The 23,938-nt window shown below is 46.4% G+C and carries 26 protein-coding genes and 1 tRNA gene; 23 read left to right on the top strand and 4 right to left on the bottom strand.

Annotated features, from left to right (window positions below):
• The first annotated feature begins 7 nt into the window (after positions 1-7).
• From FD968_RS06425 to FD968_RS06410, 4 genes are all read left to right on the top strand, one after another.
• Positions 8-1,072 carry a microcin C ABC transporter permease YejB gene (locus tag FD968_RS06425; RefSeq protein WP_215368087.1) on the top strand — a complete coding sequence of 355 codons (1,065 nt, stop codon included), beginning with the start codon at positions 8-10 and terminating at the stop codon, positions 1,070-1,072.
• A complete protein-coding gene (locus tag FD968_RS06420) occupies positions 1,069-2,094 on the top strand; it encodes an ABC transporter permease (RefSeq protein WP_215364781.1) in 1,026 nt (341 codons plus the stop codon). Before FD968_RS06425 ends, FD968_RS06420 begins: the two co-directional genes overlap by 4 nt.
• A complete protein-coding gene (locus tag FD968_RS06415; protein ID WP_215364779.1) occupies positions 2,091-3,728 on the top strand; it encodes an ABC transporter ATP-binding protein in 1,638 nt (545 codons plus the stop codon). Before FD968_RS06420 ends, FD968_RS06415 begins: the two co-directional genes overlap by 4 nt.
• A gap of 147 nt (positions 3,729-3,875) precedes the next feature.
• A complete protein-coding gene (locus FD968_RS06410; RefSeq protein WP_215364777.1) occupies positions 3,876-4,535 on the top strand; it encodes a C40 family peptidase in 660 nt (219 codons plus the stop codon).
• 9 nt (positions 4,536-4,544) lie between these two features.
• Here FD968_RS06410 and FD968_RS06405 read toward each other — a convergent pair whose 3' ends face one another.
• The 3 genes from FD968_RS06405 to FD968_RS06395 form a co-directional block, all read right to left on the bottom strand.
• Positions 4,545-4,817, bottom strand: coding sequence for a BrnA antitoxin family protein (locus FD968_RS06405; protein WP_215364775.1), 273 nt, complete (start codon positions 4,815-4,817; stop codon positions 4,545-4,547).
• Positions 4,801-5,070, bottom strand: a complete 270-nt coding sequence (locus tag FD968_RS06400) for a BrnT family toxin (RefSeq protein ID WP_215364773.1) — start codon at positions 5,068-5,070, stop codon at positions 4,801-4,803. Before FD968_RS06400 ends, FD968_RS06405 begins: the two co-directional genes overlap by 17 nt.
• An 88-nt stretch (positions 5,071-5,158) precedes the next feature.
• Positions 5,159-5,947 (bottom strand): patatin-like phospholipase family protein, encoded by a 789-nt coding sequence (locus FD968_RS06395; protein ID WP_371817759.1) that lies wholly within the window; start codon positions 5,945-5,947, stop codon positions 5,159-5,161.
• A 305-nt stretch (positions 5,948-6,252) separates the two neighbouring features.
• Between FD968_RS06395 and scpB (FD968_RS06390) the strand changes: the two genes are divergently transcribed.
• The 19 genes from scpB (FD968_RS06390) (at position 6,253) to FD968_RS06300 (ending at position 23,382) form a co-directional block, all read left to right on the top strand.
• Positions 6,253-6,939 (top strand): SMC-Scp complex subunit ScpB, encoded by a 687-nt coding sequence (gene scpB, locus FD968_RS06390; RefSeq protein WP_215364767.1) that lies wholly within the window; start codon positions 6,253-6,255, stop codon positions 6,937-6,939.
• A 3-nt stretch (positions 6,940-6,942) separates the two neighbouring features.
• The gene (rluB, locus tag FD968_RS06385) at positions 6,943-8,709 is read left to right on the top strand and encodes a 23S rRNA pseudouridine(2605) synthase RluB (RefSeq protein WP_215364764.1); all 1,767 of its coding nucleotides are present in this window, start codon (positions 6,943-6,945) and stop codon (positions 8,707-8,709) included.
• A 172-nt stretch (positions 8,710-8,881) separates the two neighbouring features.
• Positions 8,882-9,373 (top strand): ribosome maturation factor RimP, encoded by a 492-nt coding sequence (rimP, locus tag FD968_RS06380; protein WP_215368085.1) that lies wholly within the window; start codon positions 8,882-8,884, stop codon positions 9,371-9,373.
• Positions 9,370-10,851, top strand: a complete 1,482-nt coding sequence (nusA, locus tag FD968_RS06375; RefSeq protein WP_068948790.1) for a transcription termination factor NusA — start codon at positions 9,370-9,372, stop codon at positions 10,849-10,851. The genes rimP and nusA overlap by 4 nt, the downstream gene beginning before the upstream one ends.
• Positions 10,852-10,864: 13 nt before the next feature.
• Positions 10,865-13,615, top strand: a complete 2,751-nt coding sequence (gene infB, locus FD968_RS06370) for a translation initiation factor IF-2 (RefSeq protein WP_215364762.1) — start codon at positions 10,865-10,867, stop codon at positions 13,613-13,615.
• Between the two features lie 19 nt (positions 13,616-13,634).
• Positions 13,635-14,003: a 30S ribosome-binding factor RbfA gene (gene rbfA / locus FD968_RS06365; RefSeq protein WP_215364760.1), complete on the top strand. Its 369-nt coding sequence runs from the start codon at positions 13,635-13,637 to the stop codon at positions 14,001-14,003.
• A gap of 1 nt (position 14,004) precedes the next feature.
• Complete coding sequence (gene truB, locus FD968_RS06360; protein ID WP_215364758.1) at positions 14,005-14,916, top strand: tRNA pseudouridine(55) synthase TruB; 912 nt, start codon at positions 14,005-14,007, stop codon at positions 14,914-14,916.
• A gap of 51 nt (positions 14,917-14,967) precedes the next feature.
• Positions 14,968-16,785 carry a translational GTPase TypA gene (gene typA / locus FD968_RS06355; protein ID WP_215364756.1) on the top strand — a complete coding sequence of 606 codons (1,818 nt, stop codon included), beginning with the start codon at positions 14,968-14,970 and terminating at the stop codon, positions 16,783-16,785.
• Between the two features lie 89 nt (positions 16,786-16,874).
• Positions 16,875-17,204 carry a helix-turn-helix transcriptional regulator gene (locus tag FD968_RS06350; protein ID WP_215364754.1) on the top strand — a complete coding sequence of 110 codons (330 nt, stop codon included), beginning with the start codon at positions 16,875-16,877 and terminating at the stop codon, positions 17,202-17,204.
• Positions 17,201-17,680 carry an arsenate reductase ArsC gene (locus FD968_RS06345; RefSeq protein WP_215364751.1) on the top strand — a complete coding sequence of 160 codons (480 nt, stop codon included), beginning with the start codon at positions 17,201-17,203 and terminating at the stop codon, positions 17,678-17,680. Before FD968_RS06350 ends, FD968_RS06345 begins: the two co-directional genes overlap by 4 nt.
• Positions 17,677-18,729, top strand: a complete 1,053-nt coding sequence (arsB, locus tag FD968_RS06340; RefSeq protein ID WP_215364748.1) for an ACR3 family arsenite efflux transporter — start codon at positions 17,677-17,679, stop codon at positions 18,727-18,729. Before FD968_RS06345 ends, arsB begins: the two co-directional genes overlap by 4 nt.
• 178 nt (positions 18,730-18,907) lie before the next feature.
• Entirely contained in the window at positions 18,908-19,123 is a 216-nt protein-coding gene (locus tag FD968_RS06335) for a hypothetical protein (protein WP_215364745.1), read from the top strand.
• A 55-nt stretch (positions 19,124-19,178) separates the two neighbouring features.
• Positions 19,179-19,967, top strand: coding sequence for a methylmalonyl-CoA decarboxylase (gene scpB, locus FD968_RS06330; protein WP_215364742.1), 789 nt, complete (start codon positions 19,179-19,181; stop codon positions 19,965-19,967).
• A 53-nt stretch (positions 19,968-20,020) separates the two neighbouring features.
• Positions 20,021-20,923 carry a pseudouridine synthase gene (locus FD968_RS06325; protein ID WP_251367522.1) on the top strand — a complete coding sequence of 301 codons (903 nt, stop codon included), beginning with the start codon at positions 20,021-20,023 and terminating at the stop codon, positions 20,921-20,923.
• A gap of 111 nt (positions 20,924-21,034) precedes the next feature.
• The gene (locus FD968_RS06320; protein ID WP_215364740.1) at positions 21,035-21,418 is read left to right on the top strand and encodes a translational machinery protein; all 384 of its coding nucleotides are present in this window, start codon (positions 21,035-21,037) and stop codon (positions 21,416-21,418) included.
• A gap of 12 nt (positions 21,419-21,430) precedes the next feature.
• Positions 21,431-21,694 (top strand): hypothetical protein, encoded by a 264-nt coding sequence (locus FD968_RS06315; protein ID WP_215364739.1) that lies wholly within the window; start codon positions 21,431-21,433, stop codon positions 21,692-21,694.
• Positions 21,695-21,911: 217 nt separating this feature from the next.
• Positions 21,912-22,121 (top strand): BrnA antitoxin family protein, encoded by a 210-nt coding sequence (locus FD968_RS06310; RefSeq protein WP_215364737.1) that lies wholly within the window; start codon positions 21,912-21,914, stop codon positions 22,119-22,121.
• A gap of 45 nt (positions 22,122-22,166) precedes the next feature.
• Positions 22,167-23,252, top strand: coding sequence for a tRNA dihydrouridine(20/20a) synthase DusA (gene dusA, locus FD968_RS06305; RefSeq protein ID WP_251367520.1), 1,086 nt, complete (start codon positions 22,167-22,169; stop codon positions 23,250-23,252).
• Between the two features lie 54 nt (positions 23,253-23,306).
• Positions 23,307-23,382 (top strand) — tRNA-His (locus FD968_RS06300).
• A 55-nt stretch (positions 23,383-23,437) separates the two neighbouring features.
• Here FD968_RS06300 and FD968_RS06295 read toward each other — a convergent pair.
• Entirely contained in the window at positions 23,438-23,935 is a 498-nt protein-coding gene (locus tag FD968_RS06295; RefSeq protein WP_215364736.1) for a hypothetical protein, read from the bottom strand.
• Positions 23,936-23,938 lie beyond the last annotated feature (3 nt).

The following is a 23,938-nucleotide window of genomic DNA, read 5'->3' as shown; positions in this document are numbered from 1 at the left end:
AGGACAAATGCGCGCCTACATCTTCAAACGTTTATTGCTCATGATCCCAACCTTGTTGGGCGTCTTGACCTTGACCTTTGCTGTAGTGCAGTTTGTACCAGGCGGCCCTGTGGAACAAATGGTGCTCGAACTCAAAGGTAAGGGCGATGCAGCAGTTGGCGGCACCGAGTCCTCTGGTGCTGGTGCGACGTACCGTGGACGCCAAGGTATCGATGCCCAACGCTTAGAAGAAGTTAAAGCCCTTTATGGTTTTGATAAGCCACCGCTTGAGCGTTATTTCATGATGTTAGGTCGCTTTGCCCGCTTTGATTTGGGTGATAGTTATTACCAGCATGAAAGCGTGTGGCGTTTGGTGGTCTCTAAATTACCGGTGTCGATCAGTATTGGCTTGTGGACATTCTTTATTACCTATTTAGTATCGATTCCACTGGGGATTGCTAAAGCAGTACGTGATGGTTCACGCTTTGACGCTGTAACGAGCACAATGATCTTGGTGGGTTATGCCATTCCTGGTTTTGTATTGGGTGTGCTCTTATTGGTGATCTTTGGCGGCGGTAGCTTTCTGCAAATCTTCCCCTTGCGAGGATTGACCTCGGATAACTGGACCGAGCTGAGTTTGATAGGCAAGGCGATGGACTATCTTTGGCACTTAGTCTTACCAATTACTGCATCTGTTTTGGGCAGTTTTGCAGTGGTCACTATGTTGACCAAGAATTCTTTCTTAGAAGAGATTCGTAAGCAGTATGTCTTAACTGCAAGAGCAAAAGGCTTAACTGAAAAGCAAGTGTTGTGGAAGCATGTCTTTCGCAATGCGATGTTGCCGCTGGTTACTGGCTTTCCTGCAGCCTTTATTGGCGCCTTCTTTACGGGATCGCTGTTAATTGAAACCTTATTTTCACTCGATGGGCTCGGTTTGCTCTCTTATGAGTCGGTGATGCGCCGTGACTATCCAGTAGTGTTCGGTACTTTGTATCTATTTACCTTGATCGGCTTATTCACAAAGTTGATCTCTGATCTCTGCTACGTCTATGTTGATCCGCGTATTCAGTTTGGTGCTGGAGGTGGCTCATGAGTCGCTGGCAACGATTTAGAAGTAATCGTAGAGGCTATGCCAGCTTGTGGATCTTCGTGATTCTCTTTGGCCTTTCTTTATGCGCTGAAATCATTGCGAATGACAAGCCATTGATCGTGCGTTATGACGGCCATTTTTATTTCCCGATCGCCAAGAATCAAGCGGAGACAGTATTCGGTGGAGATTTTGCAACACCAACGGATTTCTTGGACCCAGATATTCGTCGCAACATTACGAGTAATGGTAATTGGGCTATCTATCCACCCATTACCTATAGCTATGAGACGCTCAATTACTTCTCACAAGTTCCCAATCCTGCACCACCTTCATGGCAAAACTGGCTAGGCACTGATGATCGTGGGCGCGATGTGCTTTCACGTCTCATTTATGGTTTCCGCTTATCCATATTGTTTGGCTTGGCATTAACCATCGTAGGGGTAACGGTTGGCATCATCACGGGATCCTTGATGGGATTTTTTGGTGGCAAATTTGATTTGATCTCTCAACGATTGATTGAGATATGGTCAGCCATGCCAGAGCTTTATCTCTTGATCATCTTTGCCTCGATTTTTAATCCTAGCGTTTCGCTTCTGATTATCTTATTAGCAGCATTTGGTTGGATGGGCTTATCTGATTACGTTCGTGCTGAGTTCTTTCGCAACCGCGCCTTAGAGTATGTGCGCGCTGCCAGAGCATTGGGCCTGACGAATGTACAAATCATGTGGCGTCATATTCTGCCTAATAGTTTGACGCCGGTGATTACTTTTTTGCCGTTTCGTATGAGCGCCGCGATTTTGTCGCTCACGAGTTTGGATTTCTTGGGCTTAGGCGTGCCTCCGGGTACGCCAAGCTTGGGTGAGTTGCTTTCCCAAGGCAAGGGCAATTTAGACGCATGGTGGATTTCACTATCAACCTTTGTGGTCTTGGTGGCAACGCTACTGCTACTCACTTTTATGGGCGAGGCACTGCGTGACGCCTATGACTCTCGAAAAGCGGGTCTGATGAGTGGAGGTCGCTCATGAGCTTGCTACGTTATGAGGATTTGTCAATTTCCTTTGGAGGAGGTCGCCGCGAGAAGTTCGCCGTCAATCATTTGGATTTAGAAATCGGTATTGGCGAACGTGTTGCCCTGGTTGGCGAATCTGGCTCTGGCAAAACCTTAACAGCGCTTGCACCATTAAGGCTAGAGCCCGAAGGTGCCAAAGTCTCTGGAAAGATTCTGTGGAACAAAAAGGATGGCAGTGGCACGCTAGATTTGCTGTCTTTGCCGATTGAAGATATTCGTGAAATACGTGGGCGCGAGATCGCTATGGTGTTTCAGGAGCCGATGACAGCGCTTAATCCACTCTTTACGATTGGCAATCAAATTATTGAGGCAGTGCAGATCTATCAACCCCTCATCTCAAAGTCTGATTGCATTGATGCAGCCATTGATTTGCTCAAAAAGACAGGCATCCCTGAACCAGAGCGTCGTTTCCATTCTTATCCCCATCAACTCTCTGGGGGGCAACGTCAGCGCGCGATGATTGCCATGGCGCTGGCTTGTAAACCACGTCTCTTGATTGCAGATGAACCAACAACGGCTTTGGATGTGAGTTTACGTTTGCAAATTTTGGATCTACTCAAGGAGTTGCAAGAAGAATCCAAAGAGCATGGTGGCATGGGTATTCTGCTGATTACGCATGATCTCAATTTAGTGAAGCACTTTGCGCAGCGGGTTGCAGTGTTAAACCAAGGCAACCTCATGGAGTCTGGCTCAACAAAACAAGTCTTTGAACATCCAAGCGATCCTTACACCCGTGCCTTGGTTAACAGTGAGCCTGTGCGTGAACTTGCACCGGTCATGCCTTTGGCGCCAGTTCTCTTAAAGACGGAAGAGTTATCTGTTGCTTACCCAAGCTCAGAATCAAGCTCCTGGTTTAAAAAAGCGCCACCACATAAAGTATTGAAAAAAGTGTCCTTCAATCTCAAGCAAGGCCAGACGATTGGCGTTATCGGTGAGTCAGGCTCAGGCAAGACCACCTTAGGCATGGCTGTCCTTGGCTTATTAGGTGACTCTGCGGCGCAAGTAACGGGTGATGTCGATGTGCTGGGCAAGGATTGGCAGAAATTAAAAGCAGTAGAGCGTCGCGCAATGCGCTCAAGCTTACAAGTGATTTTTCAAGATCCGTTTGGCTCGTTATCACCGCGTATGAACGTGATGCAAATTATTGCTGAAGGATTGGATGTGCATTATCCGAAACTGTCTGCGGCGGAACGTGAATCTCGCGTAGTGGATATGCTCAAAGAAGTTGGTTTAGATCGCTCGGCGTTAACGCGCTACCCTCATGAGTTCTCTGGTGGTCAACGTCAACGTATTGCGATTGCGCGTGCCTTGATTTTGCGCCCACAGATTTTGGTCTTGGATGAGCCTACTTCAGCATTGGATGTATCCATTCAAAAACAGGTCTTAGCTTTGCTCTCAGAGCTACAGAAGAAGTACAACCTGGCTTATCTGATGATCAGCCATGACCTGGCCGTGATTCGGGCTATGTCGCACGAGGTTATTGTGCTCAAAGAGGGCAGAGTGGTGGAGTTTGGGGATACCGAAACCCTTATCAAGCACCCCAAGCAGATCTATACCAAAGAGTTATTTGCGGCCGCCGAGCTTACTTAGCTCTAGTTCAAAACCACTCTTTTGGGACTAATTTGGTGCATTTTTCCAATAATGACCCCTAAAAGGTGCAAAAAATTGTTTATAAACAAAGACTTAAGACTACAGTCAAGGCTTGGTTAAATAAGGGTTCTTTGTTAAACTGATCCGATGTCACTGAAAAAAGCGCTACTTTCTCAAACCTTGGGTTTTGCCTTGGGTTTGACTGTCTCGTTTACTGCCTTCGCAGCGGATACGACTGCGCCTGACAATTCAACCGCAACTGCAGATGCAGTGGTTCCAAAAGAAAGTATGTTCCAGGCGGGTAGGGCTTATATCGCTCGAGTATCTGATCGTTTGGCCGATACCGTTACCGGAAAATCTGAAGAGTTAATTAATCGCGCGATGGAAGTGATTGGCGTGCGCTATCGCTGGGATGCAGAATTGCCTCAGTCTGGTTTGGATGGCAGCAGTTTTGTTGGTTACGTCTTTAAAGATAAATTGGGCTTCTTGTTACCACGCAAGTCCACACAAATGAGTCGTGTTGGAAAGCCAATTGGTCGCGATGAATTACAACCTGGCGACCTCGTATTTTTTAACACGATGCGTTTAACGTTTTCGCATGTGGGCATTTATGTTGGGGACAACAAATTTATTCACTCACCATCCAAAGGCACTAGTGTTCGCGTTGACGATCTTGGTAGCCTGTATTGGGATAAACGCTTTGATGGCGCCCGTCGTCTCGACGGTAGTGACAACCTCAATGATGCTGAGCGTCAAGAGTTGTTAAACGAAGTGAAGAACCTCAAGCGTAAGTCACGCAGTCTTTAGAAAATTTAGTCACGTCAGTGTATGTTCTTCAAGCCATTGCTTGAGTGCATGATCAATTTTCGTTTGCCATCCAGATCCAGTTGCCTTGAAGGATGCAATTACATCACTCGATAAACGAATGGTAGTAGAGACTTTAGTGGGGCTTATTTGCGGACCTCTAGTTTTGCGTGCTGCAAGTTTTAATTGTAGAGATTTTGGAAGCGAATTTATTTTTTTGGATGCCTTCAGTTCCGTCTCGGTCCATTCAAAATCATCTTTATCGTTTTTATTTTTTCTGTTCATAGATTGCTAGTTCTCGTTTATTTGCCTTCCTAAAGCTAATTACCCGAATTCCTTTTGGCGTTTCGGTGAATACTAGGGAATGCAGCCTGCTTCCAAGGTAACCAATCGCACATCTACGAATTTCTCCGTAGTCTTTTCTCTTGTCGATCGTGAAATTTGCTGTCTCGAAATCAAAATCCACCACCCGGTCAAAGGGAAGATTTCGTTCGAGGATGTTTTGCGCGTTTTTTGCCCAGTCATAAGTAATCTCCATAGGTCTAATTGTAACTACAATTAGACCTATGGAACTATACCATGATTACAAAAAGGACATATTATTCAGGGGTTTATGACCTGCCGGCTCAGCCTTTCAGCTTTTCCTTAATCAATGCTATTTGCTCTTGGGCTGCGACTTCGCCAGCCAAGATCGCCGCGTTTCTAGATTTGAAATCACCACTACTCATTTGTTTGAGTTGTGGGGTAATCACAATATCCGCACTCTTGAGTTCATATTGATTAATGCTTCTTTGCATAATCGAAATAGTGTGCTGTAGAACGCCAAAGGTTCCACTCGCGTCTTGATGAACAGGTTCTGAAGAAATATTCACCGCAATCACCAGGGTCGCACCCATCTGTCTTGCAAAGCTGACGGGTACCGGTGCCACTAGGCCGCCATCCAAATATTCTTTGCCACCAATTACAGTAGGTTGAAAGACTCCAGGTACGCTGCACGATGCACGTACTGCTTGACCAGTATTGCCTGTGCGAAATAAAACCCCTTTGCCAGATTGCAATTCAGTAGCAACAATTCCCAAAGGAATGCGCATCTGCTCAATCGTTTTGTTCTGTACTTCACGGTTGACCATGTTTTGAAGGGCATCGCCTTTAATGAGGCCGCCAAAACGTCCAGCAAATGGCAAACCCCAGTCAGCAATCGTGGCTTCATCGAGATTTTGAGCCAGGCGATTGAGATCGTTCCCAGTGGCACCAGAGGCAAAGAGGGCTGCGATCACGCTACCAGCACTGCTACCAACAACGATATTGGGATGAATGCCTTGCGCTTCGAGGGCTTTAATGACGCCCACGTGGGCAAATCCCCGGGCAGCGCCAGCACCAAGAACCAATCCGACCACGGGCTTTTTGGGCCCCATGAGACTACATGAACTCAAGCCGCTTGCACCCAATAGTGCGCCCATTCCGATGCCAAGACCTAATAAATGGCGTCGTTCAGGGGAAACCGGGGGTTTTGATGAAATATTGTGCATGTGGCTATTGTATTGAGCCTACCTTATAATGGGTGCACGGTGAACGAAAAGGACTTCGTTGCAGCGCGGGCATATTCCCTAACTAGAAATTATGAGATGGATTGTCCGTAGTCGCTAGAGAACACCAAAACCCATTACTGAAATACATTTTTTAAAGCCTACTCAGGTTCAATCCTGATAGCCCGACTTTTATGGACGACCACAACAAGCGCGTTATTGAAACAGCCCTCCTGTGCGCGCAGGAGCCACTCTCAGTTGCTGACCTTTCTCGCCTGTTTGTTGAGGACATCACTACCGCTGATATTGATGAGGCCTTAGTAGAGTTGCAACGCGCTTGGGATGACAAGGGTATGGAGCTAGTGCATATTGCTACTGGCTGGCGTTTTCAGAGTCGTTTATCAATGCGCGAGTATCTTGACCGCTTGACGCCTGAGAAGCCACCTAAGTATTCCCGTGCAGTGATGGAGACCTTGGCGATCATTGCCTACCGTCAACCGGTTACTCGCGGTGAGATTGAAGAAATTCGTGGCGTTGCTGTGAGCAGCAATGTGATGAAGCAATTAGAAGACCGTGGTTGGGTTGAAGTGATTGGTCATAAAGATACGATTGGCCGTCCCGGTTTATATGCCACGACGAAACAATTCCTAGATGACTTAAGTCTGACTAACCTACAAAGCCTACCGATTTTGGAAGATGCTGCACCGATGGCAGCCGCAGAGCATTTAGGTCAAGCAGTCATGGAGTTTGATCCTACCGCCACTGTAGAAACGGTTGTGATTGAAGAGGCAGAAGCAGTAGTGATCGAAGAAAGCAGCGAAATCATCACCGAAGAAGTTACCCCTGAGTCTGATGAGCAATCAGACGAAACAAAACAATAATTAATGACAAGTTCTAACGAAAACGATTCAAGCCCAGTAGTACCTGCAGCAACATCATCACAGACTGATACAGGGTCTTCTCATACAGAAGCCCCTCAGGGTGAGGGTGGTGAACGTGCGCCCCGCGAAGATCGTGGCCCACGCCATCCTCGTCGTGCAGGCAGCGGCAAGCACCCATTTAATAAGAAGCGCCCCTTCAATAAGGACAAACCGCGTCGTGAAGGTGAGGGTTCAAATGGCCCTCGTGAAGGTGGCGGCAATCATTCCGCAAAGCTAGCACCAAACCCTGCAGATGTTGAAGCCTTATTTGCTTCAGTTGTTTCGGGTGAGTTTGACGCTGCATTAGATGCGCCAGAAGTATTGGAAGCCAAGAATCCAGATGGCTTAAACGAAAGCGAAATCTCTCATCAAACGGGTGCAGAGCGTCGTGCGCAACGTGCACAGCGTTCACGTGAAAATGAAGATCCGGATGCGCCGACTGAAGAAGAGATGAGTAGTCTGCAGTTTGCAAACATCGATGAATTGCCGCTGAGTTTGCGTGATGAAGTATGGTCTGATCTAGACGGTCTAGACGATGATGCGGATGATGAAGATACCGTTAAACTTCATAAAGTATTAGCTGATGCCGGCATGGGTTCACGCCGCGACATGGAAGATTTAATTGTGCAAGGGCGCGTATCTGTTAATGGATTGCCTGCACATATTGGTCAGCGTATTGGTCCGACCGATCAAGTACGCATCAATGGTAAAGCAGTGCATCGTAAGATTCAAACAAAACCGCCACGCGTCATCATGTATCACAAACCTGCTGGCGAAATCGTTAGCCAGTCAGACCCAGAGGGTCGTCCAACGGTATTTGATCGTTTACCAAAACCCCGTCAAGGTCGTTGGATTGCTGTAGGTCGCTTGGACTTCAACACTGAAGGTTTATTGCTATTCACTACTTCTGGTGAGTTGGCGAATCGTTTGATGCATCCACGTTACGGTGTTGAGCGTGAATACGCTGTGCGTATCTTGGGTGAGTTGAGTCAAGACAATATGGCGCAACTAAAGAGCGGTATTACGCTCGATGATGGTCAAGCTAAATTCTTACGCCTAGCGATGGGCGGTGGTGACGGTGCTAACCGTTGGTACCACGTTGCATTAACTGAAGGCCGTAATCGCGAAGTGCGTCGTATGTTTGAAGCAGTTGGTCATACGGTATCTCGCTTAATCCGAACTCGTTACGGCATTTTCTTATTGCCTCCACGCTTAAGGCGCGGAAAGTGGGAAGAGATTGAGGCCGGCGGTATCTACAATTTGATGAAGTCTGCAGGCTTAAAAATGCCACAACCCCAAGACAAGGCTCGCAACCCAAATGCTGGTGGACAAAGTCGTAACCCTGCTGGCGCAGACTTTCAACCTGACCCAATGCAAACTTCGGTTTCTTACTGGGGTTCACGGGACGCTTTAACCCTGGCAAGTGGTCACAATGGTCTCACTCACCAAGGTAGGGGTGGCAAACCTGGCGGTGGCGGTGGATCTGGCGAGGGACGTGGTCCTTTCCGGGGTCGAACCCAAGGCGGTAGGCCTGGACAGGGTGGTCAAGGTGGGCAGGGCGGAAACGGTCAAGGCCGTAATAAAGCTAAAAAAGTGCACCATGGCCAGTCTGCATTCGTGACAGGCAACCCCCAAAGTCCTGGAAATGGACCCAAACGGGGCGCTCCTAAAGGGCGCAAACCCTTCAATAAGGGCCCTAGAAAACCCCGAAATCCTGGCGAAAGCTTCTGATTTCTAACAGTTTTCTCTAAAAATCAGCTATAATTTTGGTCTTGCAGCACAAACATGCTGCAAGTGTTGTTACCGACTGATGTTGCGATCAACGTAAGTCGGCCTGTTCTGAATTTCGAGAATATGGGCTTTGAAGCCCATTTTTTTTTGCCGTTTTGGTTTGAAGGGTGTTGTGAAGGATCAAAAGATCATCGCTGCAGAGTTGGAAAACTTGGGCTACACGCTAGTAGATATCGAGCGTGAAGCTGGGGGTTTGCTGCGCGTCACAATTGAAAACCCAGATTACGAGCGTTTGATTACTGTTTTGGATTGCGAGAAGGTGAGTCATCAGTTGAGCTACACCTTGCCAGTAGAAAACATTCCTTACGAGCGTTTGGAGATTTCCTCTCCAGGTTTAGATCGTCCTGTAAAGACAGCAGTCGATTTTGAGCGCTTTACTGGAATGGAAGTGGATATGAAGTTGCGTGTTGCTGTTGGTAACCGTAAGAATTTTCGTGGTGTGTTGCAAGGTTTGCTGAGTGGTGAATTGAATTCACCTGATGCGAAATTTGGTTTGGTGTTCGAGGCAGTTGATGGTCAGCCGTCTCAATTGGAGTTTTCTTTAGCCGAGGTCGATAAGACTCGGTTGGTCCCTGTTATTGATTTCAAAGGAAGAAAGTCATGAGCCGAGAAGTTCTCATGTTGGCAGACGCCCTAGCGCGTGAAAAGAACGTTGATCAAGTGATTGTGTTTGAGGCGCTTGAAATGGCGCTGGCATCAGCCACTAAGAAGCGTTATCCCAATGAAGATGTGGATATTCGTGTATCGATTGACCGTGAGTCAGGCGAATACGAAACCTTCCGTCGTTGGTTGGTTGTTCCTGATGAAGCTGGTCTACAAGAGCCAGATAAAGAGATTTTGCAATTTGAAGCCAAAGAGCAAATTCCCGACATGGAAGTTGGCGACTACATCGAAGAGCAAATCGAATCTTTAGCATTCGGTCGTATCGGTGCGCAAGCGGCTAAGCAAGTGATCTTGCAACGTATTCGTGATGCTGAGCGCGAACAGATTTTGAACGACTACCTCGAGCGTGGCGAAAAAGTCATGACCGGTACCGTGAAGCGCGCTGACAAGAATGGTTTGATTATTGAATCTGGTCGTGTTGAAGCTTTGCTCCGCCGCGATCAAATGATTCCAAAAGAGAATTTGCGTTCCGGTGACCGCGTACGTGCTTACATCCTCAAAGTGGATCGTGAAGCTCGTGGCCCACAAATCGAACTTTCTCGTACCTGCCCAGACTTCTTGATCAAGTTGTTTGAGAACGAAGTGCCAGAGATGGAGCAGGGCTTGCTAGAGATCAAGGGCGCAGCTCGTGATCCTGGTATCCGCGCAAAGATTGCTGTTGTAACTTATGACAAGCGTATTGACCCTATCGGTACTTGCGTTGGTGTTCGTGGCACACGTGTTACTGCAGTCCGTAACGAAGTGGCCGGCGAAGCAGTAGATATCGTGTTGTGGTCTGAAGATCCAGCGCAGTTTGTAATTGGTGCTTTGGCTCCAGCACAAGTATCTTCAATCGTGGTTGACGAAGAGCGTCACGCGATGGACGTGGTTGTTGATGAAGAAAACTTGGCAATCGCCATTGGCCGTAGCGGACAGAACGTGCGTTTGGCAAGCGATTTGACTGGTTGGCAGATCAACATCATGACTCCTGAAGAGTCTGCTGAGAAAACTGAAAAAGAAGCTTCTTCTGTACGTCAATTGTTCATGGACAAATTAGACGTAGACCAAGAAGTGGCTGATATTTTGATTGAAGAAGGTTTCAACACATTGGAAGAAGTGGCATACGTGCCATTGTCTGAAATGTTAGAGATCGATTCATTCGATGAAGATACTGTGAATGAGTTGCGCACCCGCGCACGTGATTCTTTGTTGACGATGGAGTTGGCAAAAGAAGAGCGTATTGGCGAAGTGTCACAAGACTTGCTTTCCTTAGAAGGAATGACCACAGAATTGATTGCCAAACTTGCTGACAATCAAGTACATACCCGTGACGACCTGGCTGAACTAGCTGTTGATGAGCTAGTTGAGGCGACACAAATTGACGAAGAAACTGCGAAAACGCTCATCATGAAAGCGCGCGAACATTGGTTTACTTCATGAGAGGAAGTAGTGCATGGCAACAACAACAGTAAAAGTACTCGCTAAGGAACTGAAAAGAACTGCGGCTGACCTCTTGGAGCAATTGAAGGCAGCTGGGATCGAAAAAGGTTCTGAAGATGAGAGCATTACCGATAAGGACAAAACTGTCCTGCTCGAGTATTTGCAAAAAGCACATGGTAATACCGAAGCGGGCGCTCGCAAGAAGATCACTTTGATCAAGCGTGAGAGCTCTGAGATTCGTCAAGCAGACTCTGCTGGACGCACTCGCACTGTGCAGGTTGAAGTTCGTAAAAAGCGTGTCTTGGTAAAAGCGGGCGATAAAGCACCTGTAGCCGAAGAAGCGCCAGCCAAGCCAGCAAAAGCAGCTACAGCCGCAGCGTCAGCGAAGCCAATTTTGTCTGAAGAGGAATTAGAAAAACGCGCAGCTGAAGCTACTCGTCAAGCTGAGTTATTGGCTCGTCAAGAAGCGGAAATGAAAGCAGCAGAAGAGGCGCGTCAAAAAGAAGTTGCTGCCCCTACTGAAGCTGAATCTGGTGATGCCCCTGCTGCAGCGGCTGCTGAGAAAAAAGCCAAAGCAGATAAAGCGGCTAAAGAAATTGCTGCAAGCAAAGAAAAAGAGTTGGCTGATATTCGTGTACGTCGTGCTGCTGCTGAGGCTGAAGCCTTGGCGATTCGTGACATGATGAGTGCACCTGCTCGTGTTTTGAAAGCGCCAAGCGAAGTTGCTGCTGAAGAAGCGAAAAAAGGTACTCTACACAAACCTGCTAAAGCAGAGGGTGCTGAGGATAAGAAAAAATCACCAACGAAGGTTGGTGGTAAAACAATCAAGTCTTCCGAGACTTCATCAACTTGGCAAGAAGAGGGCGCTAAGAAGCCGGGCGGTCTCAAGACTCGCGGCGATACCTCTGGCGGTGTTGGTGGTTGGCGTTCAGGCGGTGGTCGTAAGAAACAGCGTCAAATCGCTGAAGCAAACGTCGACACCAACTTCCAAGTTCCAACTGAGCCAGTAGTACGTGATGTCCATGTTCCAGAAACGATTACCGTTGCAGAGCTTGCACACGCAATGGCAGTCAAGAGCGCAGAAGTAATCAAGTTGTTAATGGGTATGGGCCAAATGGTCACAATTAACCAAGTGCTTGATCAAGATACAGCAATGATCATCGTTGAAGAGATGGGTCACAAAGCCCATGCTGCTAAGTTAGATGATCCAGACTTAGATCTCGGTACTGACGGCCACGATGCTGAAATGTTGCCACGCCCACCAGTAGTTACTGTGATGGGTCACGTTGACCACGGTAAAACTTCTTTGCTCGACAAGATTCGTTTAGCGAAAGTAGCCTCCGGTGAAGCGGGCGGTATCACTCAGCATATCGGTGCATACCACGTAGAAACACCACGTGGCATGATTACCTTCTTAGATACCCCAGGTCACGAAGCGTTTACTGCGATGCGCGCTCGTGGTGCTAAGGCGACCGATATTGTGATCTTGGTAGTAGCAGCAGATGACGGCGTGATGCCACAAACCAAAGAGGCGATTCACCATGCGGTTGCTGGTGGGGTTCCATTGGTTGTTGCTATCAATAAGATCGATAAGCCAGAAGCCAATTCTGAGCGTGTTAAAACGGAGTTAGTTGCTGAGCAGGTCGTTCCAGAGGAATACGGTGGCGATGTGCCATTTATTCCGGTATCTGCAAAAACAGGTGAAGGTATTGATGCATTGCTCGAGAACGTTCTCTTGCAGGCTGAGATCCTGGAACTCAAAGCCCCTAAAGATGCTCCAGCACAAGGTCTCGTGATCGAAGCACGTTTGGATAAAGGTAAGGGTCCGGTTGCAACTGTATTGGTTCAATCAGGCACGCTCAAACGCGGTGATATGTTGCTCGCTGGTTCAACTTTTGGTCGCGTACGTGCCATGTTGGATGAAAACGGTAAGCCATGTAACGAAGCAGGTCCTTCTATTCCAGTAGAGATTCAAGGTTTGGCGGAAGTGCCTGCTGCTGGTGAGTCGGTACAAGTGGTTTCGGATGAGCGCAAAGCTCGTGAGATTGCACTGTTCCGTCAAGGCAAGTTCCGTGATGTGAAGTTGGCTAAACAACAGGCATTCAAGCTCGAAACCATGATGGAGAATATGGAAGAGGGTGCGATTGAAGCGAAGTTGCTACCATTAATCATCAAGGCAGACGTTCAAGGTTCGCAAGAAGCCTTGTCACAGTCCTTAATGAAACTCTCAACTCCAGAAGTCAAAGTACAAATCGTCCACGCAGCAGTTGGTGGTATCACTGAAACTGACGTGAACTTGGCTGTAGCTTCCAAAGCCGTCATTATTGGCTTTAACTCACGTGCCGATGCTGCAGCGCGTAAGTTGGCTGAGAACAATGGCGTTGATATTCGTTATCACAACATTATTTATGACGCAGTGGATGAAGTGAAACTTGCCTTGAGTGGTATGTTGACTCCTGATAAGAAAGAAGAAGTCACTGGTCTTGTTGAGATCCGTCAAGTCTTCTTGGTATCTAAAGTTGGCGCGATTGCGGGTTGCTTGGTGGTTGACGGTATCGTTAAGCGTACTTCAAGTGTTCGTCTCTTGCGTGATAACGTGGTTATCTGGTCAGGTGAATTGGATTCCCTCAAGCGCTTCAAAGATGATGCTAAAGAAGTTCGTGCCGGTGTTGAGTGCGGTCTTTCATTAAAAGGCTATAACGATATTAAAGAAGGCGATCAATTGGAAGTGTTCGAAGTTACTGAAGTCGCTCGCTCACTCTAATTGCTCAAATTTATCAAGCATGCATAAAACCAGCCCACATCGTAACCAGCGTCTTGCCGATCAAATTCAGCGAGACCTGGCTGAGCTGATTCCACGCGAATTGCGTAGCTCTAGTTTGGGTTTGATTACTTTACAAAGTATCGAACTCTCACCTGACTTGGCGCATGCCAAAGTGTTCTTCACCGTTTTGGGTGCAGAACCTGAGCATGCCCTAAAAGCGCTTCAGGAAAAAGCAGGTTATTTACATTCTTTATTGTTCAAACGTTTGCATATACACACTGTGCCAACTTTGCACTTTCACTATGACAGCTCAGTAGAGCATGGCATAGAGATGTCTCGATTGATCGACCAAGCTCTAGAGAGCGATCAATCAGGCGAGAATAAATAACATGTCCACGCGTATCGACGGCGTAGTATTGCTAGATAAGCCTGCAGGAATGAGTTCCCAAGGTGCAGTCACTGCTGTGAAGCGTGCTTTCAAGGCTGAAAAAGCTGGGCATACAGGCACCTTAGATCCAATGGCAACTGGCTTATTGCCGATTTGCTTGGGTGAGGCGACTAAGTACTCTCAAGACTTACTGGAAGCAGATAAAACCTATATCGCTCAAGTCAAGTTTGGCTCCCGCACTGATACTGGTGATGCCGAAGGCCTTGTTATTGAAGAATTACCATTACCCGCCTTTGAAAATCCAGCAGCACTGCAAAAAGCATTAGACGCTTTACTGCCCAAATTTTCTGGCTCCATTACTCAAGTGCCACCAATGTATTCTGCACTCAAGCGTGATGGCAAACCTTTATATGAATACGCCCGTGCTGGTGTTGAGTTAGAGCGCACTCCACGTGAGATCACGATTCACAAGATTCGTTGGACGAATATCCAGTGGCCTGAAGCAACTTTAGAAGTGTCTTGTAGCAAAGGTACCTATATTCGAGTATTGGCTGAAGATATTGGTAATGCCCTAGGCTGTGGTGCTCATTTGGTTGGGTTGCGTAGAACAGAAGTAGGGCATTTGAGTCTTGAACATTCTTTTACGATTGAATCAATCCAGAATGCTTTGCACGATAGTTCTAGCTACATTCTGCCGGTCGACGCACTCTTGCAGACCTTGCCACACTTAACGGTAGATGAGCAACAAGCTAAGCGTCTAGAAATGGGACAACGCGTTCCTCTAAACCTGCCTTCGATTGAAGCATTAGTGCGAATTTATCGCGCTACTGCTGCCCCCCATAACTTTATTGGTACTGCTGATTGGCGCTCTGGAGTATTGCATCCCAAGCGTTTAATTTCGCAGGCACATTAAACCATTATTACTAATAACCCTTTTACTTATCTTTAACTTTAGAAGCTTCACATGACTAAACGCGCACTTCGTAACATCGCCATCATCGCCCACGTTGACCACGGTAAAACTACTTTGGTTGACCAACTCTTGCGTCAATCTGGCACATTCCGCTCCAATGAAAAAATGACCGAACGCGTCATGGACTCAAACGATCTTGAAAAAGAACGCGGTATTACCATTTTGTCTAAGAACTGTGCGGTGGAATATGACGGCACACACATCAACATCGTTGATACCCCAGGACACGCGGACTTTGGTGGTGAAGTTGAGCGGGTACTCTCGATGGTTGACGGTGTTTTGCTCTTGGTGGATGCGGTTGAAGGCCCAATGCCGCAGACCCGTTTCGTGACCAAGAAAGCCTTGGCTCTCGGTTTGAAGCCAATCGTGGTGATCAATAAAGTAGACCGCCCAGGTGCACGTTGCGATTACGTCATCAATGCTACTTTTGAGTTGTTCGATAAGTTAGGCGCTACAGAAGAGCAGCTCGATTTCCCCATCATTTATGCATCCGGTTTAAACGGCTATGCGGGTATCAGTGAGGATGTGCGTGAGGGTGATATGCGGCCATTATTTGATGCCGTGATTGAGCATGTTCCAGTTCGTGATGATGATCCAGATGCTCCTTTGCAGTTCCAAATTTCTTCTATTGACTACAACAGTTATGTAGGAAAAATTGGTATTGGCCGTATTAATCGAGGCCGTGTTAAGTCTGGAATGGAAGTGATTTGTATGAATGGCCCAGATGGTGTGCCATTCAAAGGCCGAGTCAATCAGGTATTGAAGTTCAAAGGCCTTGAGCGTGAAGTAGTAGACGAGGCGATTGCTGGTGATATCGCCTTGATCAATGGTATTGAAGAGTTAGCGATTGGAACAACGGTTTGTGCGGTTGATAAACCAGATGCATTGCCAATGCTGAAGATCGATGAGCCAACTTTGACCATGAACTTTATGGTGAACACGAGCCCATTGGCTGGTCGTGAAGGTAAGTTTGTAACTAGTCGTCAGATCCGAGAGCGTTTAGATCGTGAGCTCAAGTCAAACATGGCTTTACGTGTCAGAGAAACTGACGACGATACTGTTTTTGAAGTATCTGGTCGCGGTGAACTGCATCTCACTATTTTGGTTGAGACAATGCGTCGTGAAGGTTACGAAATGGCTGTTTCTCGTCCGCGTGTCGTGTTCCACGAAGAAAATGGTGTCAAGATGGAGCCATATGAAAACTTAACCGTTGATGTTGAAGATGCAACCCAAGGTGCAGTGATGGAAGATTTGGGTAAACGTAAGGGTGAGTTGCAGGATATGGTGAGTGACGGTAAAGGTCGCACCCGTCTTGAATACCGTATTCCAGCGCGTGGTTTGATCGGCTTCCAAGGTGATTTCATGACCATGACCCGTGGAAATGGCTTAATGAGCCATACCTTTGATGCTTATGCACCAGCTAAAGATGGTATTTTGGGTGAGCGTCATAACGGTGTATTGATTAGTCAAGATGACGGCGAAGCAGTTGCTTATGCCATTTGGAAATTACAAGACCGTGGTCGTATGTTCGTAAAACATGGTGATCCTGTTTACGAGGGCATGATTATTGGTATTCATAGTCGCGATAACGACTTGGTTGTGAACCCCATTAAAGGTAAGCAATTAACCAACGTTCGTTCATCTGGTACTGACGAAGCAGTTCGCTTGGTAACTCCAATTGACCTCACTTTAGAATATGCAGTTGAATTCATTAGTGATGATGAGCTGGTTGAAGTTACACCAAAGAGTGTACGTGTCCGTAAGCGTTATTTGAAAGAGCATGAGCGTAAAAAAGCGTCACGCGAGTAATCCTTGCTGAGTTTCACAATCAAAGCCACCTTCGGGTGGCTTTTTAATGCTGTCATATACCTGTAATATATTTCTATATAATTGGAAATATGAAAAATATCAATGCAATCCAGGCTTTCCTGGCATTAGGGCAGGAGTCTAGACTCAATATCTTCCGGATGATTGTTCAGCGTGGAGAGATGGGCTTAACACCTAGTCAAATCATTGAGAAATTAGGTATCCCAAATGCCACACTGAGCTTTCACCTCAAAGAGTTAGTTCAGGCCGATCTGCTTTTGGTTGAAAGACAAAGTCGTAATTTGATTTATCGACCCAATGCGAAGTTGGTGCAAGACCTTAGCGAATTCCTGCTAGAAAACTGCTGTGACGGCAAGGCCTGCGCACCTATCAAAATTCAAAAGAGGGCAAAGTCAGCATGAAGCAATACAACATCCTATTTCTCTGCACCCATAACTCCGCTAGATCAGTATTGGGTGAAGCGTTAGCCTCAACTCATCTGAGCGGTAAGTTTGTTGGCTACTCTGCGGGTTCTACGCCGGGCACTAAGGTCAATCCCTTTGCGGCTGAGATCGCAAAAGAACTAGGTTATCCAGAGTCAAAGTTGCGAAGCAAGAGCTGGGATGAATATGGATTGCCAGACGCGCCTCAGATGGATTTCATTGTCACGGTGTGCGATAACGCTGCGGGTGAGGTTTGCCCACTCTGGCCAGGTAAGCCAAGTACCGCTCACTGGGGCTTTCCTGATCCATCTCAAGTGCAAGGATCCGATGAGGACAAGAGAAGGGCGTTTAGGGATGTCATGATTGGCCTTAAGAAACGCCTTGATCTATTGGCTGATATGCCCCTAGAAACGCTTGACTCATTATCTCTAAAAGAAATTCATACCAAATCATGACAGCCCTCACCAAACAACTTTCTTTTCTGGATCGCTATTTAACGATTTGGATATTTGCAGCTATGGCTGTGGGTATTGGCTTGGGATATTTCATTCCTGGGGTAGAGGGGCTGATTAACTCCTTTCAGGTGGGAACTACAAACTATCCCATTGCGATTGGCTTGATTTTGATGATGTATCCCCCATTTGCGAAAGTGCGTTACGAAGATCTGCCGGATGTCTTTAAAGATAAGCGCATCTTCGGAATCGCCTTTGTGATGAACTGGATCATTGCCCCGGTCTTTATGTTTCTCTTGGCGATCACCTTTGTGCCCAATCAGCCTGAGTACATGGCAGGACTGATTCTGATTGGTATCGCGCCCTGTATTGCAATGGTGATTGTGTGGAACGATATCGCTAAGGGCTCTACAGAATATGCTGCAGGATTAGTGGCATTCAATGCTATCTTTCAAGTACTGTTCTTCAGCCTTTATGCCTATGTGTTCTTGACCGTCTTGCCCCCATGGTTCGGTCTGTCTGGGACTAATGTCAGCGTATCTATTGGCGAGATCGCGCAGACGGTCTTTATCTATTTAGGTATCCCTTGTATTGCTGGTCTCCTAACACGCTTTGTCATGCTCAAGTTTGTCTCTAAAGATTGGTACCACGAACACTTTGTTCCCAAGATCGGCAAGATTACCTTGATTGCATTGCTTTTTACCATCGTGGTGATGTTTAGTCTTAAAGGAAAACTCATTCTCCAGTTGCCAGGTGATGTGTTAACCATTGCCATTCCGCTACTAATCTACTTTGGAGTCATGTTTGTGATTACCTTTGTGATCACCAGCAAAATGGGGATTGACTACAAGCGCTGCTGCACCTTATCTTTTACGGCCTCTAGTAATAATTTTGAATTAGCGATTGCGGTAGCTATTGCCGTATTTGGAATTAACTCTGGAGCAGCATTTGCGGCAGTCATTGGGCCTCTGGTAGAAGTGCCCATCATGATTGGCTTAGTTTCCTTGGCGCTAGCTATTAAAGAGCGCTATTTCAAGCCCAATTTGAGCTAATAATTCTTAAGCTGTAAGGAATGACTTGTTTCGGTGCATAAGATGGGTGCACCGAAGATAGTCCCGTCCAAAATTGGGCAAAGAGCGTCAAAAAAGGGCATTTTATAAATGGCATCCAATCCCATAGGAATAAGTTAACGACATAGACATTCTTCATTTTGCAAAAAAGGAGGGAAATATGGTCGTTTATATCACTCGCAATACCGTCGCCAGGATGCGTCGCAATGATGGTACTGACAAAGGCTGTTTTTCGTTAAATCCTGGTAAATATGAAGCGAACAAAACGAAGGATGGCGCCTTGGAAATTCTACAAGGTACTAATGAGCCAGTCTATTTACTGCCATTCGTTTGGTGGGAGAAGATGGAATTAGGCGATATTTTAATTGCTGCATAACAGCAGCAATAGCAATAAGACAAAGAAATAAAAAATAAGACAAAAGAAAATCCAAATGAATTATCAGTACATCAAAACAGAGCAGGCAGATCTGATTGCCACGATTCGATTTAATCATTACAGCAAACGGAATGCATTAAGCGAATGCTTAATTGAAGAGATGCACCATGCTCTAGAGGTCTTTGGTAAAGAAGACGTCCGCGTACTCGTGCTGCGATCAGACCAAAAGAATAAGGTATGGTCGGCAGGGCATGATGTGATGGAGTTACCTCGGTCAGAGCGTGACCCCTTGCCAGCTGATGATCCTGTGATGGTACTGCTCAAGTCTATTCGTGCATTTAGGGCACCAGTCATTGCGATGGTTGATGGTTCAGTCTGGGGTGCATCTACAGACTTGATCATGAGTTGTGATATTGCCATGGGTGATCATGATTCCACCTTTGCCATTACGCCAGCAAAGCTCGGGCTGCCCTATACCGCCAGTGGGATCTTGCATTTTATGTCTCGTATGCCGCTCAATGTCGTTAAGGAAATGTTCCTCACTGCCGATCCTATCGGTGCTGATCGCGCATTACAAATTGGTATCCTAAATCACCTCTATGTCTCTGGTGAATTGGAGGCAAAGACTTATCAAATGGCCAGAACGATTGCTTCACGCTCACCCCAGGCTAACTCTGTACTCAAAGCACAGGCGCAAATGCTCTCTGATGCAGCTGTCATGAATCCTGCAGTATTTGAACACCTACAATCCTTGCGCAAGAATGTCTACATGGGAAGCGATTACCGTGAAGGCATCACTGCATTCCTAGAAAGACGTGCCCCTGTGTTTGGTCAAGCAAAGTAAGCGAAAGCCAGCTCAATAAAAGCATAAAATAGAGCTCTAAGCTACGGGGCACTATGAGTATTCAGGTTAATTCAGAAGGGGTTTCAGCATCCAGGGTGTTTTTACCTGCGGATCAGTCTTACCTCAATCTTCTGCAATTCTTTGTTGCCCAGTTTCCGCATATTCAAGCAGGTGAGTGGGAGCGGCGCTTCCATGACAACCTTATTCTCGATATTGAGGGGCAGCCTCTAGCGGCAAGCGACCCATATCAACCTAATACGCATCTGATGTATTTTAGGAGATTGGCACGCGAACCAGAAATTCCTTTTGAAGAACAGATTCTATTTCAAGATGATCATATTCTGGTTGCCGATAAACCCCATTTCTTGCCGGTGACGCCGAGCGGACTTTACTTGCATCAAACTTTACTCAATCGCCTGAAGAAAAAAACAGGTATTCAGACGCTCAGCCCGCTTCATCGGATTGATCGTGATACCGCAGGCTTAGTTATCTTCTCTGTTAATCCAACAGAAAGAGCGCAATACCAAAATCTCTTTCGAGATCGTGCAGTCAAGAAGGTTTATGAAGCTATTGCGCCATACTCACAAGTCTTAGTAGACAAGCTGCCCATGATTTATCAAAGTCGCCTAGAAGAATCAGAACACTTCCTACAGATGCAGGAAGTGGAGGGCGAACCAAACGCAGATACGCTTATCGAGCTGATTCAAGTCAATAAGTCATGGGCTAAATATCGCCTCATTCCAGGCAGTGGCAAGAAGCATCAATTGCGTTGCCATCTCAATGCGCTAAGCATCCCAATCAAACAGGATCAGATTTATCCAGTTCTCACGCCATATCAAGAATATGACTTAGACGTTTCTAAGCCATTACAGCTATTGGCTAAAGAAATTGCCTTTCAAGACCCCATTACGAATCAAGCAAGGTTCTTCATCAGTCAAAAGACCTTGGAGTTCTAGTCGTTCTGCTCTTTGAGGTCATCTATTTGATTTAAATCAAGCTTATCAGCGATTTAAAGACGCTTGCAGGAGTATCCTGAAAAGGTAGTCTTTTATAACAATAGGATAAATATGTCATTAAATCATGCAGTCATCTGGATTGACCACAAAGAAGCTCACGTGATGTTCTTGAGTGAAGAGGCTAGCGAAGCAGAAGTCATTCGCAGTAAATCTACCCATAGTCATTTGCATCACAAGGGCGGAGAAGTGGGTAGCGGTAAAGCTGGCTTAGATTCTAAGTACCTTCACTCCGTTATGCAGGCAGTCAATAAATCACTGGAAATTTTGATTCTGGGGCCAGGTTCAGCCAAGTTGGAACTGATTAAGCATGCCCACCAGCATGATGCCAAGATTGCTGAAAAGATTGTTGGTGTAGAAACTGTAGATCATCCAAGCGATAAAGAAATCCTTGCATATGCCCGCAAGTTTTTCTATAAAGTAGATCAGATGCTTTAAAGAAGGAAAAAAATGAGTAAAGATACTAAAGAAGCGCTAGGGCCTGATGGCTTACCAGGCCACGATTACTTTTTGGATGCGGTAAATCATATTGATGAAGCGGTAGCCAATAATACGATTGCCGCTGGAGCAGCCAAAGGAATTGTTTTTAGTCTTGTTGAAACCTTAGGCGCTATGGTTGGCGACCCAGACCTGCCAAATCATCTGAAGTCTGGCTACATGGGCGCACTAGATCTTGCAGTAGAGCTAGAGGCTAAGCTAGCTAAGCTGAAATAGGTAAGAGCGGTATCTTCATCTTCATTAAGGGCAACTTCGGTTGCCCTTAATGATTGGGAATGACAATGGTTTTTAGAGTAGAGGTGAAGTGTTGTTTGATGGAAGGTTCTTAATCTAGGTTATATGGTGATCTTAATATATGTACAATGTACATATGAATTATTTCGGCCCGTAAGGCAAGCTCTCGAGAGTTAAAGGTTTATAAAAGGTGATTAATATGCGAAAAGAATATGATTTCTCAAAATCCCGAAAAAATCCATATGCTTCTATGCTTAAGAAGCCTATTACGATTCGATTGGATGAAGATTCTGTGACCTATTTCAAATCAATATCTGAAGAAGTAGGTATTCCTTATCAAAGTCTGATTAATCTCTATTTGCGAGATTGTGCCGCCTCTCATAAAAAGTTGAATCTTAGCTGGAAGTAAGTTAATCAGTAATGCTCAATCAATGACTGATTCAACAAAGTCCCTGTGAAAATTCAAAATAAGAAAAGATTGGCCGTAGCCCCCATGATGGAGTGGACCGACCGCCATTGCCGTTCTTTTCATCGTGCACTCACTAAAGAAGCTGTTCTCTATACCGAGATGGTGACTACTGGCGCTCTGATGCACGGGGATGTGCCACGCCATCTAGATTATTCGCAAGATCAACACCCCGTTGTTTTGCAGCTGGGTGGTTCAGAGCCAAGTGATTTGGCGAATTCTGCAGAACTAGCGCAGCAGTGGGGCTACGATGAAATTGACCTCAATTGTGGATGCCCATCAGAGCGGGTTCAACGTGGTGCCTTTGGGGCTTGTCTAATGGCCGAACCACAATTGGTTGCTCAGTGTGTCAAGGCTATGAAGGGGGCGGTGGATATTCCGATTTCAGTAAAGCATCGCTTGGGATTAGATTCCATGGATGCTGCCAGTTCAGAAAAGGATTATCAGTTTGCGCTTGATTTCATTTTAGCTGTGGCGGATGCTGGTGCTAGTCAAGTTACCATACATGCGCGCAACGCAGTACTCAAAGGTTTATCTCCTAAAGAGAATCGTAGTAAACCACCTCTACGTTATGAAGTTGCTGCTAGATTGAGATTGGATGCGCAAAAACATTTTCCTAATCTCAAAGTGTTGCTCAATGGTGGTTTAGAAACGAACGAGCAAATTGCTGGTCACTGGGATGACTTTGATGGTTTTATGGTGGGAAGAGCTGCATATCATTTCCCAGCATTACTGTTGGGATGGGATGACTTAATCAACACTGATGGAGATGCCGCAGGTTATCTGTTTAGTGAAACTGAATGGCACCGTATTCAGATTGCCTTGGTGCATCAGGTCTGGGCTTGGTTTGATGAGTGCCAAGCAAAACAGAAGCCTTTTTATATCGGCGCATTCACGAGACATATTTTGGGCTTGGCGCATGGTAGGGCAGGGTCACGCTATTGGCGTCAGCGCCTCTCAGATCACCATGCATTAGCCAAAGTCCAGAGCAAAGCGGCTATTGCAGACTTCTTTCTAGATGCCAGTCTATGCCTTGGGGATTGGGCTGCTTTTGAGCTAGAAACCGCAGAATAAGGCTGTTTTGGCTGGTTTTTACCCAAAAAGGCTATAATCTCACCTTCTACAACGGCGGACGTAGCTCAGTTGGTAGAGTCCCAGATTGTGATTCTGGTTGTCGCGGGTTCGAGCCCCGTCGTTCGCCCCACTAAATTCTGTAAAAAAGCTCCCAATAGAGATTGAGGAGCTTTTTCTATTTCTAGTTACTTTGTGTGATTATTTCTAGCGAGTCTTGCAAATTCAGCTGCCATATTCGACATCTTGACTGCTTCAGCAGCTGCGTCTGTAGCTCGCTTAGTTGATTGCGCTGCTTCTGCCGATGCTTGTACAGAGGATGCCTCTGCTTGATGAGCAACTGCGGCTGCGGCGGCTGCGGCTGCGGCTGATGCTGCAGCAGCTGCTTGAACCGCTGCTTCAGCCGATAAGGCGGCAGCTTCTGCAGATGCTTCTGCAGCCTCAATGACAGATTTGCTTGCGGCCTCTTTAGCTGCTAAAGCGCATTTATTGGTGGCAAGTGCCGCTTGCTCGGCAGCAGTGCACGCCTTCTTAGCGGCCAATGAGGCGCTATTGGTAAGCTCTTTGAGAGAGCTGAGTGCCTCTGTATAACGCTGGTTAACAACAATATAGCCTTGACGAAGATTGCTCACCTCAGTCTCTAGACCGACGATTTTGGCGTAAATCTTATCGATATCTTCTTGCATAAA

Source organism: Polynucleobacter sp. AP-Titi-500A-B4 (genome assembly GCF_018688095.1).
Lineage (GTDB): Bacteria > Pseudomonadota > Gammaproteobacteria > Burkholderiales > Burkholderiaceae > Polynucleobacter.
Note: the sequence above shows the minus strand (reverse complement) of the source record. Positions and strands in the feature narration are given on the sequence as shown.

Excerpts from the sequence above, each read along its gene's own strand:
- scpB (WP_215364742.1), top strand. The coding sequence starts at position 19,179 with ATGAATTATCAGTACATCAAAACAGAGCAGGCAGATCTGATTGCCACG.
- FD968_RS06400 (WP_215364773.1), bottom strand. The coding sequence starts at position 5,070 with ATGGAGATTACTTATGACTGGGCAAAAAACGCGCAAAACATCCTCGAA.
- FD968_RS06395 (WP_371817759.1), bottom strand. The coding sequence starts at position 5,947 with ATGGGGCCCAAAAAGCCCGTGGTCGGATTGGTTCTTGGTGCTGGCGCT.
- FD968_RS06415 (WP_215364779.1), top strand. The coding sequence starts at position 2,091 with ATGAGCTTGCTACGTTATGAGGATTTGTCAATTTCCTTTGGAGGAGGT.
- arsB (WP_215364748.1), top strand. The coding sequence starts at position 17,677 with ATGACAGCCCTCACCAAACAACTTTCTTTTCTGGATCGCTATTTAACG.
- FD968_RS06410 (WP_215364777.1), top strand. The coding sequence starts at position 3,876 with ATGTCACTGAAAAAAGCGCTACTTTCTCAAACCTTGGGTTTTGCCTTG.
- truB (WP_215364758.1), top strand. The coding sequence starts at position 14,005 with ATGTCCACGCGTATCGACGGCGTAGTATTGCTAGATAAGCCTGCAGGA.
- FD968_RS06320 (WP_215364740.1), top strand. The coding sequence starts at position 21,035 with ATGTCATTAAATCATGCAGTCATCTGGATTGACCACAAAGAAGCTCAC.
- FD968_RS06345 (WP_215364751.1), top strand. The coding sequence starts at position 17,201 with ATGAAGCAATACAACATCCTATTTCTCTGCACCCATAACTCCGCTAGA.
- FD968_RS06420 (WP_215364781.1), top strand. The coding sequence starts at position 1,069 with ATGAGTCGCTGGCAACGATTTAGAAGTAATCGTAGAGGCTATGCCAGC.
- FD968_RS06315 (WP_215364739.1), top strand. The coding sequence starts at position 21,431 with ATGAGTAAAGATACTAAAGAAGCGCTAGGGCCTGATGGCTTACCAGGC.
- rbfA (WP_215364760.1), top strand. The coding sequence starts at position 13,635 with ATGCATAAAACCAGCCCACATCGTAACCAGCGTCTTGCCGATCAAATT.
- FD968_RS06405 (WP_215364775.1), bottom strand. The coding sequence starts at position 4,817 with ATGAACAGAAAAAATAAAAACGATAAAGATGATTTTGAATGGACCGAG.
- FD968_RS06350 (WP_215364754.1), top strand. The coding sequence starts at position 16,875 with ATGAAAAATATCAATGCAATCCAGGCTTTCCTGGCATTAGGGCAGGAG.
- FD968_RS06295 (WP_215364736.1), bottom strand. The coding sequence starts at position 23,935 with ATGCAAGAAGATATCGATAAGATTTACGCCAAAATCGTCGGTCTAGAG.
- scpB (WP_215364767.1), top strand. The coding sequence starts at position 6,253 with ATGGACGACCACAACAAGCGCGTTATTGAAACAGCCCTCCTGTGCGCG.
- FD968_RS06325 (WP_251367522.1), top strand. The coding sequence starts at position 20,021 with ATGAGTATTCAGGTTAATTCAGAAGGGGTTTCAGCATCCAGGGTGTTT.
- nusA (WP_068948790.1), top strand. The coding sequence starts at position 9,370 with ATGAGCCGAGAAGTTCTCATGTTGGCAGACGCCCTAGCGCGTGAAAAG.
- infB (WP_215364762.1), top strand. The coding sequence starts at position 10,865 with ATGGCAACAACAACAGTAAAAGTACTCGCTAAGGAACTGAAAAGAACT.
- typA (WP_215364756.1), top strand. The coding sequence starts at position 14,968 with ATGACTAAACGCGCACTTCGTAACATCGCCATCATCGCCCACGTTGAC.
- FD968_RS06335 (WP_215364745.1), top strand. The coding sequence starts at position 18,908 with ATGGTCGTTTATATCACTCGCAATACCGTCGCCAGGATGCGTCGCAAT.
- FD968_RS06425 (WP_215368087.1), top strand. The coding sequence starts at position 8 with ATGCGCGCCTACATCTTCAAACGTTTATTGCTCATGATCCCAACCTTG.
- rluB (WP_215364764.1), top strand. The coding sequence starts at position 6,943 with ATGACAAGTTCTAACGAAAACGATTCAAGCCCAGTAGTACCTGCAGCA.
- FD968_RS06310 (WP_215364737.1), top strand. The coding sequence starts at position 21,912 with ATGCGAAAAGAATATGATTTCTCAAAATCCCGAAAAAATCCATATGCT.